Origin of the sequence: Methylococcus sp. EFPC2, assembly GCF_016925495.1 — a bacterium.
Lineage (GTDB): Bacteria > Pseudomonadota > Gammaproteobacteria > Methylococcales > Methylococcaceae > EFPC2.
On sequence record NZ_CP070491.1, the window covers coordinates 1,513,916 to 1,533,503 of the forward strand.

A 19,588-nucleotide genomic window follows, 5' to 3' on the forward strand; every position below is an offset into this window, starting at 1 on the left:
CATGAGTCGCGTGGCGTCGCGGCAGCGCGCCGATCACGAAAAGAAAGGCGCGCAGGATTCCGCGCGCCGCAAAGCGCGCCTCCCTTCCGGGCGCCCGTCGGCGCGGCAGGACGAGCACGCCGATCCGACGCGGAATTCGGAGCCGGACGGCCGGCACTACGATAGCGCGGCGGCCCGACTCGACGGGCAACTCGACGCCCGCCTGGACGATAGGCTGGATGCACAGGCCTGGCCGCGCTACCTGCCCGATTCCACGCCGGCCGCGCCGCTGCCGGATGTGGATGCCCCACAGCCCACGATGGCGGCCGAGGAAGCCCGCGCGCAACGCAAGCGCCTGCAGGATCCGCCGCCACCCACCCGCGATCCGCTACCCGCCCCGGTCGTACCCGTACCCGCCACGGCGGCCGGTGCGTTGACACCGCCTCCGGCTCCGCTGCCCCCCAGCCAGGCGCCAAGGACCGACGCGCCGCCCGCGCTCGACCAGGCCCCGGCGAAGGCGGACGGAAAAGGCCAGGAAGCCGGCAAGGACAAAGCGGACGACAAGACTAAGGCGGCCGGCCAGGGCGGCAAGCAGGAGGCGAAGAAGGACGCCGGCAAGAAGGGGGACAAGACGCCCGGTGCCGCCGGCAAACCCGCCGCGCATGCCGTTGGCGGCGAGGAGGTTGCCGGCGAAGCGGAACTGGTCGAGGCCGACCCACTGCCTCCCGAGGAATCCCCGGCGCTGGACGTGCCGCTGGACATCGACGTGCCTACGCTTGCGGCGGAATGGTCGGCGCCGGACGCTCTCGCCCAGGACGCCCTTCCCGACAAGCCGCGCGCGAGTCCCGCCGGCGAGCACACGGCGAAGGAAGGCAAGCCTGAAGAGAAGAGCAAGGCAGCGGCGGATCTGGCGGCCCATCAGGCGGCGCGCGACAAGGCCTTGCGCGCCTACGCCGACCTCGCCGGCGCGGCGCGTAGCCGGCAGCAGGGCTTTCTTGCCGAAGTCAGCGGCGTTTCGAACTACATGGCCCATGCCTATGGCATGACCGCCAACGACATCACGCACGCGCACGATGCGGGCATCCAGGCGATAGACGCCGAAGCCGAGCGCCAATGCGCCGCCATCGAAGCCAACGCCAGCCATGCCGAACTGGAACTGGAAACCGCCCACGACGCGGCGCTGAACAGCGTGCGCGCCGCGGCGGGCAGCGCATTCGGCACCATCAACGCCAACGACAAGGCGGCCAGCGCGCTCATCACCACCAATGTCGGCTCGCTGAAGAGCGGTCATCAGGGACGCTTCACCGGCGAGAAGGAAGCCTACGAGAAGGTGGTGAAGAAGGCCGTCGAAGCGCTGCAGAAATGGTCCGATGAACGCGCCACGATTTATCCGACCGACGCCGAGCGCCCGCTCGACGGGGCCAAGCACGAGCGCTACCAGCCGCGCGTGGTCGCGATGGCCGCCGCCAAGATCAAGGAGATCGAGGAAGGCGGCAAGGAAACGATCAAGGCCTGGACCACCACCAGCGACAACTCGCTATGCACGGTGGGGTGCAGCTATCAGTTCGAGCTCGACCAGGCGCGCACCACCACCTTCGAAGCGGGCCGCAAGGCGGTGAGCAAGGCGCTCGCCGCCGCGCGGAAAGGTCTGGCCGAGCAGCTCAAGCAGGGCAAGCTCAATATCCGCCGCCTGCGCCAGGCCGCGCTGACGCAGGTGCGTAATCAGCAGCGCAACAGCGACAGCACGCTCACCAGCCAGGCGCGCGCCACGCTGAATGGCGCACGCCGTGGCGCGCAGGGTGCGCTGGGCGGCATGCAGAACTCCGCGCGCGGTGCCTTGCCGGGCTATTGGCGCTCGCTCAACGGTTTCGAACAGAACCTCAAGCTGGCCGCACCCGGCGGCGCCGAGGCTATCGCCAAGGCCGCGCAGAACGGCGCGAACCCCATCCTGCGCGGCCTCGACAACACCACGGCGGTGCTGCGCGCGCGACTCGGCGAGAACCAGCAGAAGCTGGACGATGACCAGACCGCGCAGCAGGCCAGTTCGCGCGAACAGCGTGAGCAGCAGATCGGCGCCGCCAGCGCGGCGATGACGCGCGCGCCCGCCGATCTCGCGCAACAGGCGGCCGACGCGCTGGGCAGGTTCAACGAAAGCGCCAACCAGCTCGCCACCAGCGTGACCGATGCCGCGCAGAGCTGCGCTCAGCAACCGGAAAAGCTGTTCAAAAAGTCCTTCGAAGCCAGTCGCGGGCGCGCCCAGGGCTCGCTCGACGCGACCTTCAAAACTGGCGGCGGCGGGAAGAAGGACGGCAAGGGTGACACCGGCAAGCAGGGCAACCCGGAAAGCAAGGGGGAAGGCGGCCCCAAGGCGGATTGCAGCGGCTGCAAGAAGGAAGGCGGCGACGGCAAGGCCGCCGCCGGCGGCGAGAGCAAGGGCATCACCGATCAGCGCACCGAGCAGGAAGAGAAGCTCAAGCAGTACGACGACCCGAAGAGCAACCCGGAATTTTCCACGCCGCTGCTGAAACTGGGCTCGGAAGTCGCGGGCCAGGTGAAGACCGCCGACGTCAACGCGACGAAGGCCCTGGATTCGGGCTTCATCGACAAGGTCGACGAAGGGGCCGTCACCGGCGCTCTGCGCAGCCTCACTGCCGCCAAGGGCCGTGCGGTCGACCAGCGCGATTATCCCAGTGCGGCGCGGGGCCCTTCCCTGTCGGGAGACATGCTGCGCGCGATGGGGGCCGACGACGAGAGCTACAAGGCCGCCATCCATTACCTGAACGGCCGCACCCTGGAAGGCGCCAAGGCCGAACTGGACGCCTCGACCAACTGGTACAACGACCAGGAAAGCCGCATCGAGGAGACGATGCGCGCGCTGTCGCCCGAACAGGCGGCGGCCATCGGCGCCGACACGGAACTCTACGATCGCATCCACGGCGCGCTGGATGGCACGGACGCGAAGGTTTTCGAAGCGCTGGCGAAGAGCGATCCGAAAAAGGGCGGCGGCGCGGCCACCGCCGATGCCCTGCGCATGCGCGACAAGATCGATGAGGCCAAGCGCGAAGGCGATCACGACGCCGTGCATGCCGCCGAGATCGAGTTCACCACGATGCGCGGCAACGACTGGAATGCCAAGCAGCTGGAGGACATGGATCCCGTGCAGCGCAAGCAGGCCGAGGACGCGCACCGCCTGGCGGTCGCCGCGGCCCTGGGCAAGATCGTCAGCGAGGAGGATCCCGCCAAGAAGGCGGCTCTGGAGGGCAAGAGCGACGCAGACAAACAGGCCGCCTATACGCAGAGCGCGGTCGATTATGTGACGCGCGACGTGGTGATGTACGCCGGCGAGGGCGGCGGCTTCGAGGTGAAGGGTGCCAAGCCGGGCGACCCGAATACCTACACGATCAAGATGGAAGGCGCCAACCGCGACATGGCGGCGGCGCTGCTGCTGCATGGCAAGGACAGTGCGGAAGCGCGCGCCGCCAAGATCGGCATCGAGATCGAGCGCAAGGGCGACGACGCCAAGGCCGAGAACATCGACGAGGCGGTGTACGACGAGCGTTTCATGCCCCTGCCGGCCACGGCCTCGGAGGCCGAAAAGAAACATCACGCCGAGGAAGTGGCGAAGGCCCGCGAGTTGCGCGCCAAGACCCTGCTGCTCGCGTCCGAGAAATATGCCGGCGGCAAGGCTCCGCCCAAGGACTACAAGACCGACACGAGCAAGTCGCTGGAAAAGGAGGCCGATCCGCATGTCGCCGAGGCGCAGCAGAAGCTGATCGCGCGGCTCGGCGAGAAGTTCAAGGACGACAAGGTCGGCGCGGATTTCGTCGCCGGCCTCATCAAGGAGGAAAGACCCTCGGCCAAGACGGCGTCGCTCGCCATGCAGTACGCGATGTACTCCAAGAGCGGCACCAACGAAGAGCTGATGTTCCGTTACCCGGAGCGCATGACCCGCGACGAGATCAAGGCCATGCGGGAGCAGTTCCGGGCGGACACCGGCAAGGACTTCGACACCGAGGCCGGCCTCTACGGCAAGGGTACCTTCGCCGAATTGTCGGGCGACGACCGCCTGCGCATGGAGCGCGCGATGTTGGGCGTGGCGCGCACCGAGCAGGAAAAGGCCGAGGCCGCCGCCTTCGCGATGCAGCAGCAGCGCCGCGAGACCGGCGCCGTCGGCAAATGGCTCGCCGAAGGCAGTTACGGCGAGGCCGTTCTGAACACTACCGAGGCGGGCCTGTACGCCAGCATGGGCGTTACCGCCGAGGACTTCACCCCGGAAGGCATGCTGAAGCCGGAGGCCGCGCGGCGCGCGTTCAACGACAAGGGCGAGTACACCGGTAAGGACCGCGATCGCTTCATGGCCAACGTGATGACCGGCAAGCTCGCCGCCGAGTCCTACCAGGCCGTCATCGACCAGTACGCGAACCTCGCCACGACCGGCATCGCGATACTGGGCGCCATCGCGGCGGCGGTGATCACGGTCGCCACCGGGGGCGCGGCCGGTCCTTTGATCGCCGCCGCCGTGATCACCGGACTGGCCTCGATGGGCGCGAGCTACGCCATCAAGGGCGGGCGTTACGGCTGGGAACAGGCCGCCATCGACCTCGGCATGACCGCGGTGCAGGCCGTGACGGCCGGCGTCGGCGCCCAACTCGGTGCGGCGGCGCAGATCGCTTCCAAGGGCGCGGCAGCGGCGAGCACGGCCAGCCGCGCGCTCGCCACACTGGCCAAGCTGTTTACCGGCAATCCGGTGGTCGATCAGATCATCATCGGCGCCGTCACCGGCTCCATCGGCGGTCTGGCGGGTGCCGCCTTCGACGAGAAGACCTGGGAGAAGGGAGGCGGCGACGCCGTCGGCGCGCTGTTCGGCGGGCTCATCAAGGGCGCGCTGTCGGGTGCCGCCACGGCCGCGCTGACCAACTCGCTGGAAGCCCTGGGACGCAACGGCGCGGCGATCGCCGACCGTGCCAAGGCCATCGCCGCCCAGGGCGGGCTGCTGCGCGGTGCCGTGGGCCTGGCCGGACGCGGCCTCGGCGCGGTCGGCAAGGGCCTCGACAAGGGGCTCAACGCCTCGACGGGCGGCGGCGTCGGCAAATCGCTGCTGGCGATGGGTCAGCGCGGCCTCGCGCGGGGTGTGGTCTCGGGACTCGGCGGCATGGCCGGCCGCAGCACGGAGATCCTCTTCGACAAGGCCACCGGCAAGTACAAGGGCCGGCTGGACGATGCGCTGGCGGACATCGGCCAGGCGGGCCTGCATGCCGCGGTGCAGGGCGTCGGCGAGGGCGCGGGCGAAGCGGTTGGCCAGGGTCTGCACAACCGCAAGCTGGCCTCCGCCGCCAAGGCCATCAACGACGAACGGGTCGCGCGCAGGCTCGAGCCGCTGAAGGGCGATCCCATGGATCCGCACAGCCCGCTGCGGGCGGCGGCCGAAGATCTGATGTTCATGAATCAGCACGGCCGCAACGGCAAGGATGGCCTCGGGCAGGCGATCAATCTCGATCATATCGTCACGCACGGCGGCCTGGCGCACACCGTGGCCGTCCAGCAGCCGGATGCCGTGGCACAGGATGCCATGCGCGGCGAGCTGATGCGCCATGTGCCCGAATCCCTGCACGGGGACTTCGCCGACGTGCCGATCCGCGTGTTGTCCGAAGCGGAATACAAGGCGCTCACGCGCAGCGAATCCGGCCCGGTGGTGACGCTGATCGAAAACGGCAAGCCGGTCGTGGTGATCCGCGAAGGCACGCCGCTCTCGCACCTCGCCGACGAAGGCCCGCATCTGCTGCAGACGGCCGACCGGAGCACCCGGGCCAAGGTGGCAAAGCTCGACGAAGCGACGCTGGCGCGCTGGGACGAGCTGGATGTCGACACCCAGGTGGACCTCTACAAAAACAAGATCGAGCTGGAGATCGACGCGCACCAGCGCGTCGCCGACGCACTCGACGCGGCGCTGGCGCGCGGCGATGGCGATCCGGCACGACTCGCCCTGGATCGGGCCCGCAACGAAGTCACGCTTGCCAACCTGCGCACGCGTCAGGCCGAGGTGGCCACCATCACGCCGAGCCAGCGCGCCGCCATGCAGTCCGGCGAAATGCCGCGTCCGCAGTACCTCGAACAGCCGGCGCGGCTGTTTTCGAAGAAGGCCAAGGCCGAAAGGACGTTCGAGGAGCTCTCGCGGGACGAGCAGATCCTGGTGACCATGCTGGAAGAGATCGCGGGCAAACGCAGCATGGCGCCACGCGGCGGCCAAGTCGACGACGACATGCAGGACCTGCCCGATGCCGTCAAACCCTTCCTGCGCCGCGGCGAGAGGATGCCCGGCCGCGGCGAGGTACCCAGATCCGTCGAGTCCCATGCACGGCGCGTTGCGCGCGAACGCTTTGGCGAGATGCTGCAGGCTGCGCTGCGCGATCCAAGCAAGCACAACGCGCTGACGCTGGCCTCCGTGGAACATATGACCGAGGCCCAGTTACGGCACGTGCGCATCCATGGCGAACTGCCTCAGGGCGTCGAGTTCCACCATGTGCTCACGGTGAAGGACTTCCCCGAGTTCGCGCACATGGCCGAGGCCGGCCTGGCCCTGCCCACCCAGGTGCACAGGGAGGCCGGCCACGGCATGGACACCACCCGTCCGCTGGAGGCCGGAAGCCTGCAGGATCCCGCTGCGCTGACGCGGCAACAGGGCTTCCACAACGATCCCGAGGCGCAGAAGTTCAACCGCGCCAAGGAGCGCGAGATCGCCGAAGGCTCGCGCAGCAAGGGCAATGTCGACGAAGACCTGGTGATCGATTTCGAACAGCGTGTGAAAAAAGCCGGAATGCTCGCCGACCAGGCCGAGAACACGGCCACGCGCTGGCCCACGCCGCGCAACGTTGCCGCACGCGACGAAGCGCGCGCCAATCTCGCCACGGCCCGCCAGCATCTCGCCGAGGTGGATGCGCGCATCGCCCGCCAGGCACAGATGCAGAAGGCCTTGATGCGCCACATTCCACCGGAGCTGCACGCCCAGTTCGCCGACGTGGAGATTCGCGTGCTGTCGCCCAGGGAATACGCGAAGCTCACGCGCAGCGAGAACGGCCCGGTGGTGACCCTGATCGTCGACGGCAAGCCGGTCGTGGTGGTACGCGAGGGCACGCCGCCGTCCCGCATCGCCGACGAGGGACCGCATCTGATGCAGGCGCGCCACGATGCCACCAGCGAGCGCGTGGCGCGTCTGGACGAAGCCGAGCTGAAGAACTGGGACCATCTGGATCTCGATACCCAGATCGATCTGTACCAGACCAAGATCGCCCTGGAGATCGATGCGCACCAGCGCATCCACGAATCATTGCAGGCCGAACTGGGCAGGGCGGCGGGCGATCCCAAACTCCTGAAGGCCGACATCGCGCGCAACAAAGCGACGCTGCGCAACCTGCGCGAGCGTCAGAAGGAAGTGGGCCGGATCGGGCCGGAACAGCGCGCCGACATCGCCACCGGCGCGCAGCCCAAGCCGCAGTATCTGGAGCAGCCGCCGCGCCTGTTCTCCAAGGGCCCCGCAGAACCCGAAGCGCCGAGGCTGGTGGTGTTCGAGCCCTTCGTCGGCCCGTCGCTGCTCAGTCCATCCGAACTGCAATCGCGCTACCCCGGTGCGCGTGTGATTGCATCCGAAGCGAGCCATGCGCCCAAGGCTCCGGATGTGGCTGACTTCGAATCGCGCGGCGGGCAGTTCGTGGGTAGCCGTTTCGGCGAATCGCTGCCCGACAATTCGGTCGACCGCATGCACGTGCGCTTCCCGCTGCCTCACGAGAAGGGGCAGGAGATGGTGCTCGACACCAGCGGCATGAGCTTGGCGGAAGCGCTGCGCGCCGCCGGGGAGAAGCAGGCGAACATCGAGAGCGTCACCAATCTCGGTCCGCACGCGCTGCGCACGCTGGCACCGCACGGCGAAATGGAAATCGTCTTCCACGAAAACTCCATCGCGCGCGAAATCGAGCGTCTGTGCCAGAAGGAGTGGACCGATCCTGCCAGCGGCAAACGCTATCGGCTCGAACCCGTGGGCGAGCCGCAAAGGGTGGCGCGCAAGGATGTCGCACCGCATTCCGGCTTCGGTATCCCCGAGGACGCAACGCATGCGCACCGGATTACTCTGCGCAAAGTGCCGGTGCCGGATGCCGAAGCGGGGGGCTCACCGCACACTCCGCCGCCGAAGACGCCGCACGCAGCGGAAGCGCCCGTCGCTCCGAAGACGGCCGCCCCCGTGACTGAAACGCCCAGGCCGACCGTGAAAACCCTGTCGGCCGAAGTGCCGCAGAGCGGGACTGTTTCGCCGCTGTCGCAGGCACCGCGCGAATTGACGCCGGGCGAGCTGAAGCGCGTGAAGCGGGCCGAAACGGCGCAGCAGGAAGTACCCGGGCTGCTGGCCAAACTCGGCATCGATACCGTACTTTTGGTCCAAGCGACGCCCGACGACATCCTCAACATCTACAACGCGCTGGATGGCGATCCGCTCGCCTCGGCCGGCGGCAAGAAGAAACCCGAGAAAAAACCGGAGGGTGGGCAGAAGGCGAAGGGCGAAATCCTGCTGCGCGCCGCCGACTGGGAGCCCAGCGAGCACCAGAAGACCGTCGCGAAGTGGGCGCTGGAAGGCGCCGATGGCGACCCCGCGCAATTCCAGCGCCGCTACGAGTACGCACGCGCGCGCTACTCGGCACTCAAAGAGGCCGAGGAATTCGCATTGAAGGGCACGCCGGACTATCGCAACGTCGCGGCCGTGAATGCCGGCAAGACGCTGACGCGTGAATTCCTAAGCGCTGAAATTGCGCGCGACGAGGCAGCGATCAAATTACGGCCTGACGGCCAGCATCTCACGGGTCCGACACGCGGGCTGACCGCCATCGAAGTCGCCCGGGCCGTGCAGGAGCTGGAGCGCATCGACTTCAAGACGGCGGCGGCGGAGGCGTATCATGCGCGCAAGCATCGCAAGGAGGTCCCGAGCACGATCAGGCCCGAAGGCGGCGTCATCGATCGCTACTTTGCCGGCGGCATGGATGTCATCCGCAACGGCAAGCCGGTATTCGCGGAACACCTCGATCCGCCGAAGGTGGGCACGCGCATCGTGATCCACCGTCGCTATGTCATCGATGGCAAGGAGCTGGTGAAGGAAGCGATCATCCATGTCGCTCCGGACGGCAAGGTCGTGCTGCTTAGCTGGGGCGATCCGAAAGCCGTCAAACCCACCCCATGAACGCGTACGACTGACCGAGCCAGCCGGGAATATTCATAAGCATGACTTACATTTTCAAAGGCAGTCCGGAAGACATGATGTCTTCCCTGTTCGCTGGCCTGCAGCGCGCCAGCGGGGAGAGCGCCGGTGCCGAAGCGGCATTCCACGAGGCGCTGGTGTCGCTGGTCGGCCTGCATCACGCACAGGCCGTGCAGGGTGCAGCCGATCCGCCGCGCCTGGCGCGCTTCCGCGAGGAGTCGTCGCAAGCGCTGCTGGCTTTTCCTCAGCGCCTCGGATTCCTGGTCAACGAAGCGCTGATCCTCGCCGAGGATGCCAGCGACTACGAATGGCCGCGGCTGTGCTTGAACCGCTCGGTGATCCAATTCCTGATCGACGACTACGCCGCTACGCCGATTCCGGCGCTCATCGACCGCCAGGATCTGACCGAACTGGATGAAGAGATGGCGCGCGTCGGCGACCGGCAGGGACCGCTGGATGAAGACCAGATTCCGCGCGGCATGCCGCAATCGCACTGGTGGTGGCGCTACCCGCAGGACGAGGATGAGGACGATGCGCAGCGGGACGAGGCCCACGGCGGCTCTACCGATACCGGCGATGCGGATGGCGAATCATCCGCTCGCGGCACGCTGGTGCTCGATCCGCAGCGCAGCTTCGACGATCTGTGCGCAACGCTGGCCGAGCAGGGCTGGGAGGTGGTGAACGCGAGCCGGCAGCCCATCGTGCCGGGCGAGCCGGAGCATGCGCTGTTCGAACGCGCCGCGCAGCATCTCGCCTACAGCTTCAATCCGGTCTGTCGCCTGCGTCTGCTCGAAGTACCGCTCGATCTGGACGACGCCACGGTGGCGCTGCTGCCGGTGCAGGACGTGCAGGATGTGCAAGGGTGGCTGAGCGAGCCGGATGAGCGCACCCAGCTACGCGGCATCCTCGCCGCCGCGCATCTTCCCCATCCCCGGTTGCTGGAAGGCGTCACGCGCCTGCACGGCCATCCGCGCGCAAGCATCGCCAACGCGGCGCGGCATAGCAGCGCATCCATCCAGGCGACCCTGCACGCGGACGATAGGGCGCGAGCCACGGCACTGACCGCAATCGAGGTGCTCAAGCAGGAACTGACGCCGCTGATCCAGGCGCTCGCCAGCGAGCACGGCGCGGCACTGGCGCAGCGTTTGCGTCCCCAGGGTGCCGACTATGCGCGCGCCTTCCATCCCCAGATTGCGGAGGCGGCACGCCAAGCCTACGAAGCGCTCTGGGCCGATCCGCCGCGTGTCGGCAGCGCCTCCGCCAGCAGCCGGCTCGAACTCCACGTGGCCCCGGCCGGCATGCTGCTGGAAGACAACGAACTTTCCCGTCATTTCCCCGGCGGTTACCGCGCCATTGCACCGCTGCTCGATCCGCATCGCGTATGGGTTGCCTGGAAAATCATCGCGCCGGGCCACAGTGCCGGCATCGCTTACGATGGCCTGGTGTGGCTGGACGACCATTGGGCCTGGTTTCCCAAGCCCTACCGCGCCCTCGCCCACTTGGTGCGATAGACCGATCGCCTAGCCTGTTCGACGACGGCTGGCGTGCCGTCATTCCGATAAGGGGTGCTCGCCGCCGGGGAGGTATTCGCTCTTGTCGATCCCGTACTTCTTCAACAGGCGTCCGAAGGTCCGCCGCTCCTTGTCGCAGGCGCGGGCGGCCTGGGAAATGTTGCCCTGGCTCTCGGCCAGCGCCCAGCACACATAGTCGCGTTCGAAGGATTCTATGACCAGCCTTTTGGCGTGCCGGAAGCCGACTTCGTAGGGGATGTGGAAGGGTAATCCGCACGCGTCGAGATCGCCCGCCGGACTCGGCCCACGGGCGAAGTGACTGTCATCGATGGCGATGGTCGGCGTATCGCTGATGATAAACCCGCGATGGATCACGTTTTCGAGTTCGCGCACGTTGCCCGGCCAATCATGGGTTTCGAGTCGCCGCAAGGATGCCCCGTCGAGCTTTTTCTCGCACTCGCGATATCGACGCGCGTACAAACGGATGAAGTGCTGCGCCAGCAGGCGGATATCGCCTATCCGTTCGCGCAGCGAGGGCATCCTGACCGCGCCGATCTGCAGGCGATAAATGAGGTCGCTGCGAAACTCGCCCTGTGCGGCCATCTCCCACAAGTCCCGATTGCTCGCCGCAACGATCCGTACATTGGCCTTGACGGTCTGCCTGGATCCCAGAGGCCGGTAGGTTCCGTCCTGCAGGAAGCGCAACAAAGCCACCTGGGCCTTGCCGGACAAGGCTTCCACTTCGTCGAGGAAGAGCGTGCCCTTTTCGGCATCGCCGATCAGGCCGAGCGTATTCTCCCGTCCGTCGGTAAAAGCCCCTTTGGCATGACCGAAGAGTTCGTTTTCGACCAGGGTATCCTGCAGCGCTCCGCAGTTGATGGGCACGAAGGGCCCATCGCGCCGAGACCCGAGGCTGTGTATGGCGCGCGCGGCCAACTCCTTCCCGGTGCCCGTTTCGCCAGTCACCAGCACCGTCGCATCGCACGTCGCGTAACGGCTGACGAAATCGAGCGCTTGCCGAAAAGCCGGCGCTTGCCCGATCAAATTGAGTTCCTGAAACGTCTCCATACCACCTCCTGCAAGGCTCCGACCCACGGGTTCCAAAAAACCTAAGACACGCAACGACCAACACGCTACCCGAAGGATCTGGCTCGATTGGCCACACGTACGTTTATGCACAGGAGATGCGCCCGGCATGAGTCGACAAGCCGTCGCTTGCCGCCGACTCAAGCCTCGCAAACCCAGGTCAGCAAATGCCTTACAAGCCGCGAGGCCCGGGCTGTTCGCCGAATGAAGGGGCGGACTTTACACCAAAATGGTGACCGTATCACTGCTTCGCGAGCACGGAAAATTTGCGCTGGGCAGCCTTAAAAAAAAGGTATCTGACAGGGTGGTTTTGGCCGCCATCGGAGAGGAGGAAAAGCGGCGGAAGGAGATGGCGCCGACGGCGTTTTGCGTGATTTTTGACGTGGATGAGAGTGGAAAGTCCCCGTCAGCTTTGCGCGTTCCTCGATCTCCCGGTTCTCTAGGGAAAACGCAGCTTGGCGACACGACGATGGTACCTAAAGGCCCTGGAACGATCGTGGAGGACCCGGCCCAAGACTTCGATTCGGCAGTATGTCGGAGCCCACGCGGTCCGATCAACGCCGATCTCGTGAATGCAGCATTCGGCGAGGTCGCCTTGAAAATGCCGCCTGAGGCCTGGAGGATAGTGAGCGACCTTGTGGTCCGGGTTGGTGGCATTTCGCATTGGCCGAGATGCATCGCTAAACCTCGAATGATCCGATAACGCTATGTGGGGCGGCTATGGCTCAGTGCGTGGAAATTACCGAAGAAAACCGGGATCTCTGGTCGAGAAAGGGTATTTACCTGTTTCTCGGCACCCGGCTGTGGCATGAGCAAGAGCAGGCGCATCGGGAGGATGGTCCGGCCATCGTCAGTCCCGACGGCGTGGAGCGTTGGTATGTGCGGGGGCGGGAGATCACGGCGGAAGTGAAAACGCTATTCCGGGAGCATCAGTGGGCTTTAAGCCGCGGCTTGGACACACCGGAAAAGCGCGCGCGGTTTCGATCGGCATTCCTCGGCGCTTAGTTTCATCCGGCGGTGGGAGCCCGGCTCCTCCGCCCGCGTACCGCTGTGCTGGACCATCCGTTAAGTTCACGCTCTTGGCCCCTGCACCACTCTCAGCGGCTAGCTCGCGCCGGATGCCGGACAGGCGGCACCCTCAAGCGCCCCGCCCGGCGATACCCTCGGTAGGCCGGCTCGTATTTCACCTGGATGCTTGCATGAAACTTAGTCCGGACGACCTGGAAGCGATCGTGGCCCGGACGCTGGGGCATTACGACCACCACGCGGTGGATTTCCGCGACGGCACGCGCGATCACGACGTCAGCCAGAACATCGATGCCTTGCTGCGCCACCTCCAGGGTGAGCCGCCCTTCCGGATACTGGATTTTGGCTGCGGCCCGGGGCGCGACCTCCAGGAATTTACCCGGCGAGGCCATATTGCGGTGGGCTTGGAAGGCGCCGCCGGCCTGGCAGCCATGGCGAGATCCGATAGCGATTGCGAGATCTGGCAGCAGGACTTCCTGAACCTCAACCTGCCGGAACAGTCATTCGACGGCGTATTCGCCAACGCGTCCCTGTTTCATGTGCCCTCGCAGGAACTGACGCGCGTGCTCGGACAATTGCATGCGACGCTGAAACCCGGCGGCGTGCTGTTCAGTTCCAACCCCCGCGGCAACAACCAGGAAGGGTGGAACCGGGGGCGTTACGGCGCTTACTACGACCTGGACGAATGGCGTGTGCGCATGTGCGCAGCGGGCTACACGGAGCTCGAGCATTATTTCCGGCCGCCCGGCCTGCCCCGCGAGGCGCAGCCTTGGCTGGCCAGTGTATGGCGGCGCAGCGACGCTCCCTCGACGCTGCCTTGAGAGCGCCGTTTCAAACCGAATGCTTAGTCTTTTCCTGGCCAGCGAAAGCGCCGCGCTGTCGACGGCAGCGGTTCACCCTCATCAACTTTTAAGACGCAACGACGGCCATGACCAGTTTCATTCAAGCCCACGCCGGCCATGCCGATTGGCGGATAGCCCTGGACCGGTGCTGGAGCCGGATTCGTCAGCAGCTCGAGCAGTGTCAGCAGGCAAAGCCCACCCTGGGGTGGTGTTACCTGACCGATCACTACGCGCAGGCTGCCGGGGCCATACTCGATGCCCTGCGCGAGCGTGCGCCGGAAACGCACTGGGTCGGCACCGTGGGCATCGGCGTCGCCGCAGGCTCCGTGGAATACATCGACGAGCCGGCGATGGTGCTCATGCTGGGCTGCCTGCCGACGGAAAACTTCCGCGTGTTTGCAGGGCCGCAAGCCCTGGACGCAGCGACGCCGGGTTGCGAAGCCTTCACCGCGCTGGTCCACGCCAACGGCGCCACCGAAGACTTGCCCCGGCAACTCCGGCAGCTGAGCGGGCGCACGACGACGGGCTATTTGTTCGGCGGCCTTTCCTCGGCACGCAATCAAACCTTGCATTTTGCCGATGACATTTTGGTCGGCGGTTTGTCCGGCGTTGCCTTCAGTCCGGAGGTTCCCTTGCTGTCGCGTGTGACGCAGGGCTGTCGGCCTATCGGCCCGCAACGCACCATCACCCGCGCCGAAGGCAACGTCCTCGTCAGCCTCGATGGCAAGCGGGCGCTGGATTGCGTACTGGAGGATCTGGATTTGCCGCACGACGTCGCGGACGAACCGCTCCGGCGGATGCTCGCGGCCACCCTGGCCGGACTGATCGCGACGGACGAGGATGTCCCCGCCCAGCCGGGACTGTTCGGCACGAATACCGAGGTCCGGCATCTGATCGGCGTCGGCCGCGACAGCGGCGTGCTGGTCGTCGCGGATCACGTCAAACCCGGCATGCGGCTGGCGTTCTGCCAGCGCAATGCCGAGGCCGCTAAGCACGATCTGTTGCGCATCGTGCGGGAAATCCGCGGTGCCTGCGACGCCAAACAGCGCATCGACGGTGCGCTTTATATCAGCTGCTCCGGTCGAGGCGGACCGCATTTCGGCGAGCCCCATGCGGAGTTCCATCTGGTCAACCGCGAACTCGGCGAAAACGTGCCCCTGGTCGGCTTCTTCGCAGGCGGTGAAATCGCCCGCCACCACCTTTACGGTTACACCGGAGTGCTGACCGTCTTCACCAGTCCGCTGTGACGCCGGACCTCAACGGCCTATCTGAATATTGATCCGGAATCCATGACATGACACCCGAGCAGCAGGCCCAACTCAAGACTTACTTGGCCAGCCTACCCGCTATGAGCCTGGAACAACTCTTCGAAGCCTTTCACTTGGCACGCGGCAGCAAGGCGACCGCCGCCGAGGATGCCCTGCCCTATTGGCGGGCCGTGCTGATAGGCCTGGGCAATCAACTGCACCGGCGGCTAGGCCCCGGCGCGCTGCAGGAGTATGCGAGGCGCTATGAACAGGCCTCGTAAATGCGAGGGGCCGGCCGGGGATAGCAAATGAGCCCGGCGGCCGTCGCTTAACAGACCGGTGCGCCCCCCGGTCTGGCCCAGGCCGAGTGGCAGGGAAATAGTCCCCGGCTGGCTATGGGCCGGTGAGTTCGATGGTCATGGCTTGTTCCTGCGAAAGTAAAAACGCAATCAGGCGGCCAGTCGACCGATTTGGGCTTCGGCTTTGACGAGGGCGGCCTGCTGCTGCTCCTGGCCGAGATTCAGTCCTTCCGCGTAGATGAACCGGATGTCGCGGATACCGAGGAAGTTGAAGAAGTCCTCCACGTAGGCGGTCTGCGTGTCCTTGGACGTCCCCCGATAAGAGCCGCCGCGGGTGGCCAGCAGGTAAACCGTTTTGTCGCCCAGCAGGCCGACCGGGCCGTCCGCGGTGTAGCGAAAGGTGACGCCCGAGCGCGCCACATGGTCGAAATAGGCCTTAAGCGTCGAGGGCACGCCGAAGTTGTACATCGGCAAGCCCAGCACGATGACATCCGCCCGCCGCAGTTCGTCGATCAGCGCGTCGGAGTAGGCGACCACGGCCTCTTGCCCGGCACTCCGTTCGCCGGCTGGGGCCAGAAACGCCTGGACCCGTTCGGCCGTCAGGTGCGGCACCGGGTCCTTGGCCAAATCGCGCAGGATCACTCGGTCATCGGGATTCCCTGCCTGCCAGACTTGGACGAAGCGGTGCGCCAGGCGGGATGAATGGCCTTGTTCCGCGAACAGGCTGGTGTTGAGCTGTAAAAGCGTTTTCATAACATGCCTCCTTAGATCATCGGTGGCCTTATTTGACGATTGATTTAATTGATAAAAAAGCGGAATATTTCGACTGTAGCAATCGGTTTTATCGATTAAATGGCCTCGCTCCCGAAAATCACCCTGGATCAATGGCGCACTTTGATTGCCGTGGTGGAAGCGGGCGGTTACGCACAGGCCGCCGACCGCTTGCACAAAAGCCAATCGACGCTGACCTATGCGGTACAGAAACTGGAGCGGCTGTTGGGCGTCAAGGTGTTCGAAATCCAGGGGCGCAAGGCCGTGCTGACCTCGGCCGGTCAGCTACTGTACCGGCGCGGGAAGATACTGATGGAAGAAGCCGTCCGCCTGGAGCGCGCGGCGGCGAGTCTCTCGGCCGGCTGGGAACCGGAGTTGCGTTTGGCGGTGGATGCCATGTTCCCCACCTGGCTGCTGCTGGAGTGTTTCGCTCGCTTCGCCGAAGAACACCCGGAGACCCGCATCGAGCTGATCGAATCGGTGCTCGGCGGCAGCGATGAAGCCCTGCTGGAGGGCCGCGTCGATCTGGCCATAGGTTCGTCGGTACCGCCGGGGTTTATCGGCGACCCGGTCATGCAGGTGCGCTTCATTGCGGCGGCCCACCCGGATCATCCCCTGCACCGGCTCGGCCGCCCACTCACGCTGGAAGACTTGCGCCAACATCGCCACCTGGTGATCCGCGACACGGGCCGGGAGCGCTCGCGCACTCCGGGCTGGCTCAACGAGCAACGCTGGACGGTGAGCCACAAGGCCACCTCTATCCGCGCCGCCTGCATGGGACTCGGTTATGCGTGGTATGCCGAGGACATCATCCGCCAGGAACTGGTCACCGGTGAATTGAAGCCGCTGCCCCTGCGCGAAGGGGCGGAACGGTGGGCGACCCTTTATCTGATCTTCGCCGATCACGATGCCGCCGGTCCCGGCGCGCTGCGGATCGCTGAACTCCTGCGCGACGGTATCGCACAGCGCTGCCAGGAGCGCCGCCTATCGGAATCTGGCGCAACGGGGGTTGGCTAAGTTCGGCGAACGGCCCCAAGCGTCAATCGGACGGCACGGGAAGCAGCGGCTTCAGGTCTACCCGATGGGGCTTCCCAAGCAATTGTTTCAGGTATTCGAGCACCACGACCGATTGCATCGCCTCACGCCCCATCGCGTTCAGATAACTCCGCTCATCGAACACCGTTCTCGCCTCATTCTTTGAGAGCAAACCGGCGGTTTCGGCCTGATCCCTGACCCCCTCCAGATAATCGCGAGCCACGCCACGCAATCGATCGTCTGGGAGGCGTCGAATCTCCAGCAGCCGCTTGCTCAGGGCGGCGACGTTTGCGACACCGGAGTGTTCGACTATCTGCCTGAACACCTCGCCATAGCGTTGCAGGCCGCCGTAGATGTGGGCTCGGCGCACCAGATTGATGTTCGACCAGCCGGCCCGCAGCCATTTGAATACCCCGAACCGAACGGTCGGTCCGCCCGGATTTTCCAGGTAAAACGCCACAGAGTAGGAGTCGTACATGTAGGAGTCGACCCAGCCCAGCCCGAAGCGGTTCAACCCGGGTCGCTCGGTGTAAAGGTAGTCCCACCGGTCGTCGCTACCGATGACCAGACCTCTTCTTCCGACGCTGGAAGTTCCCGCCTGACGCGACAGGCTTATCAGGAGATTGCGCCCGGAGACCCGGGTGAGTATGACGCTGCGATACAGGTTGTAGCCGTAATAAGCCCCGGTGGTTTGATCCGGCGTGTTAACCAGGTGTTCCACGCCGCTAAAGAAAACCGGGGAAAACGGCTCCGGCAAAGGCTCCCAGAGCTTCGGCAATTGGTGGTCGCGGGTATCGATCTGTTCCCAGTGCGCGAGTCGCACGGTCGAAGGCGCGGTGAAAACGGCCGGTATATCGGGGTGATAGGTGAGCCTGATGATTTGGTCCAGACGGCGGGCGATGTCTACTTCGTAGTAGGCCGATGGCGTACCGTTGGATACACCGGCATGATAGAGAGTCCCCTGTTCTTTTGGCGCGGCCAGAAACTTCAAGACCGCCGTGATCTTGTCGGGTTTGAACTGTCGTAGGTCGACTCGCGACGGTCCGACAAAGCCCAGCAGGTAATTCAGCGCTTCCAGCGATTCGTCGGAGACCTGAGCCTCCCGATGGATGACGTCGGCTCCGCCGGATATCGGCAGCATGAGAACGACGAGAATCAGGCCGATCCGGTACACCATACATCCCCCCGCTAACGCTAGCTTTGCGTGGAAACAGCAACGCCCCGACAATGCGATTGTCACCGCTATCGCCGAGAATTTGAAAGGCTCAATGTGGCCGTAACACCTCGGCGCCCTGTCGATTTGCCCTTGAAGCCAATGCCCTGTGGTTTTGCATGGGCAGAACGCCCAGCACCTACGACGGCTGCCGGGCTCCGACAGAAATCATCCGCTAAGCGGAGGGCATTGCTCACGATATGCGCTGAGCGTCCGCGGTTTTCAGCCCATCGTGTGGCGATGATGAGGCCTGATGTAAACAAGATGAAACAGGACGTTCAAGTTGCAAACCGCTCCGCGAGGGGGATGTTTTACACACGGTGAATGGACGCCATATCATCGGACCACCTATTAACAGGTCACGGCGCTCTTCTAAAAATCATTTAGAGCACTTATCGCCTAGCCATGAATAATGGTTTATGCCTCATGGCCTATCTTGTGATTAGGTCTTGAAAATATTAATCACTAAAAAAACATCCCCTTCATAGATGAACGATACTATTGTTTACGCGCTCGATTTCGATGGCGTCATCTGCGATAGCGCAATCGAAACCGGCATGTCAGGATGGAAAGCGGCCGGTCGCATTTGGAACGACATGTCTGAAGAAGTGCCGCCCGACATGATCGATCTGTTCCGCCAAGTCAGACCCATCATAGAAACTGGCTATGAAGCCATACTAACCATGCGCATGCTTTATTTGGGAGCGTCTATCGAAACCCTATATAAGGGCCATGCGGATGAATTTCGAAACCTGATGCAACACGCACAAGTCGATAGCGAGGACTTAAAGAAATTATTCGGCGAAACCCGAGACGCATGGATATCCGGCGATAAAACCGATTGGACTCGACAAAATCCGCTTTATCCCGGTGTGGCGGAGAAACTAATTCAATTCAATAAAACCGGCACCTGGTATGTCATTACCACGAAGCAGGAACGCTTCGTGAAAATGATCCTCGACGCCAGCAATATCGAGTTGCCCGAAGATCGAATTTTTGGCCTCGATCGCAATATGGGCAAACCCGAGATATTAAAAATACTGCTGACGCGCCATCCGGGTCAAACTCTACGTTTTGTCGAGGACAGGCTGCCGACGCTGTTGAAAGTCAGGCAAGAGCCCGAGCTAACCCCCGTGCAATTATTTCTCGCACTATGGGGATACAACAGCGCTGAAGACAAAAACCTGGCAATAGCTCATGGATTTAAACATTATCGTCTTGACGAGTTTTTATCCTGAGCGCGAGACGGACAAAATATCGCCATACGATAGTTCTGCTCACAAAGAACGCCCTATCGTTATTCAAACCTTGTGTGCGGAATACGCCCAGCTCTTCCGTTGA

The 19,588-nt window shown here is 64.5% G+C and carries 12 protein-coding genes; 9 read left to right on the forward strand and 3 right to left on the reverse strand.

Going from position 1 to position 19,588, the window contains the following annotated elements; translation table 11 throughout:
• Position 1: 1 nt before the first annotated feature.
• Both JWZ97_RS06265 and JWZ97_RS06270 read left to right on the forward strand, forming a co-directional pair.
• A complete protein-coding gene (locus tag JWZ97_RS06265; RefSeq protein ID WP_205433940.1) occupies positions 2-9,199 on the forward strand; it encodes a hypothetical protein in 9,198 nt (3,065 codons plus the stop codon).
• Between the two features lie 41 nt (positions 9,200-9,240).
• On the forward strand, positions 9,241-10,728 hold the full coding sequence (locus JWZ97_RS06270; protein WP_205433941.1) for a hypothetical protein: 1,488 nt from the start codon (positions 9,241-9,243) through the stop codon (positions 10,726-10,728).
• Positions 10,729-10,767: 39 nt separating this feature from the next.
• On the opposite strand, the gene JWZ97_RS06275 is transcribed toward JWZ97_RS06270, so the two are convergent.
• Positions 10,768-11,796, reverse strand: a complete 1,029-nt coding sequence (locus JWZ97_RS06275; RefSeq protein ID WP_205433942.1) for a sigma-54-dependent Fis family transcriptional regulator — start codon at positions 11,794-11,796, stop codon at positions 10,768-10,770.
• Between the two features lie 247 nt (positions 11,797-12,043).
• Here JWZ97_RS06275 and JWZ97_RS06280 point away from each other — a divergent pair, with 247 nt between their 5' ends.
• The 5 genes from JWZ97_RS06280 (at position 12,044) to JWZ97_RS06300 (ending at position 15,210) form a co-directional block, all read left to right on the forward strand.
• Entirely contained in the window at positions 12,044-12,517 is a 474-nt protein-coding gene (locus JWZ97_RS06280) for a hypothetical protein (RefSeq protein WP_205433943.1), read from the forward strand.
• 29 nt (positions 12,518-12,546) lie between these two features.
• Positions 12,547-12,819, forward strand: coding sequence for a hypothetical protein (locus tag JWZ97_RS06285; protein ID WP_205433944.1), 273 nt, complete (start codon positions 12,547-12,549; stop codon positions 12,817-12,819).
• A 194-nt stretch (positions 12,820-13,013) separates the two neighbouring features.
• A complete protein-coding gene (locus tag JWZ97_RS06290) occupies positions 13,014-13,661 on the forward strand; it encodes a bifunctional 2-polyprenyl-6-hydroxyphenol methylase/3-demethylubiquinol 3-O-methyltransferase UbiG (protein WP_205433945.1) in 648 nt (215 codons plus the stop codon).
• A gap of 107 nt (positions 13,662-13,768) precedes the next feature.
• Entirely contained in the window at positions 13,769-14,929 is a 1,161-nt protein-coding gene (locus tag JWZ97_RS06295; RefSeq protein ID WP_205433946.1) for an FIST N-terminal domain-containing protein, read from the forward strand.
• Positions 14,930-14,976: 47 nt separating this feature from the next.
• A complete protein-coding gene (locus JWZ97_RS06300; protein WP_205433947.1) occupies positions 14,977-15,210 on the forward strand; it encodes a hypothetical protein in 234 nt (77 codons plus the stop codon).
• A 168-nt stretch (positions 15,211-15,378) separates the two neighbouring features.
• Here JWZ97_RS06300 and JWZ97_RS06305 read toward each other — a convergent pair whose 3' ends face one another.
• Positions 15,379-15,981, reverse strand: coding sequence for an FMN-dependent NADH-azoreductase (locus JWZ97_RS06305; protein ID WP_205433948.1), 603 nt, complete (start codon positions 15,979-15,981; stop codon positions 15,379-15,381).
• Positions 15,982-16,080: 99 nt separating this feature from the next.
• Between JWZ97_RS06305 and JWZ97_RS06310 the strand changes: the two genes are divergently transcribed.
• Positions 16,081-17,016 (forward strand): LysR family transcriptional regulator, encoded by a 936-nt coding sequence (locus JWZ97_RS06310; RefSeq protein WP_205433949.1) that lies wholly within the window; start codon positions 16,081-16,083, stop codon positions 17,014-17,016.
• Between the two features lie 22 nt (positions 17,017-17,038).
• On the opposite strand, the gene JWZ97_RS06315 is transcribed toward JWZ97_RS06310, so the two are convergent.
• A complete protein-coding gene (locus JWZ97_RS06315) occupies positions 17,039-18,211 on the reverse strand; it encodes a hypothetical protein (RefSeq protein ID WP_240342512.1) in 1,173 nt (390 codons plus the stop codon).
• Between the two features lie 524 nt (positions 18,212-18,735).
• Here JWZ97_RS06315 and JWZ97_RS06320 point away from each other — a divergent pair.
• Positions 18,736-19,485, forward strand: coding sequence for an HAD family hydrolase (locus tag JWZ97_RS06320; protein WP_205433950.1), 750 nt, complete (start codon positions 18,736-18,738; stop codon positions 19,483-19,485).
• Positions 19,486-19,588 lie beyond the last annotated feature (103 nt).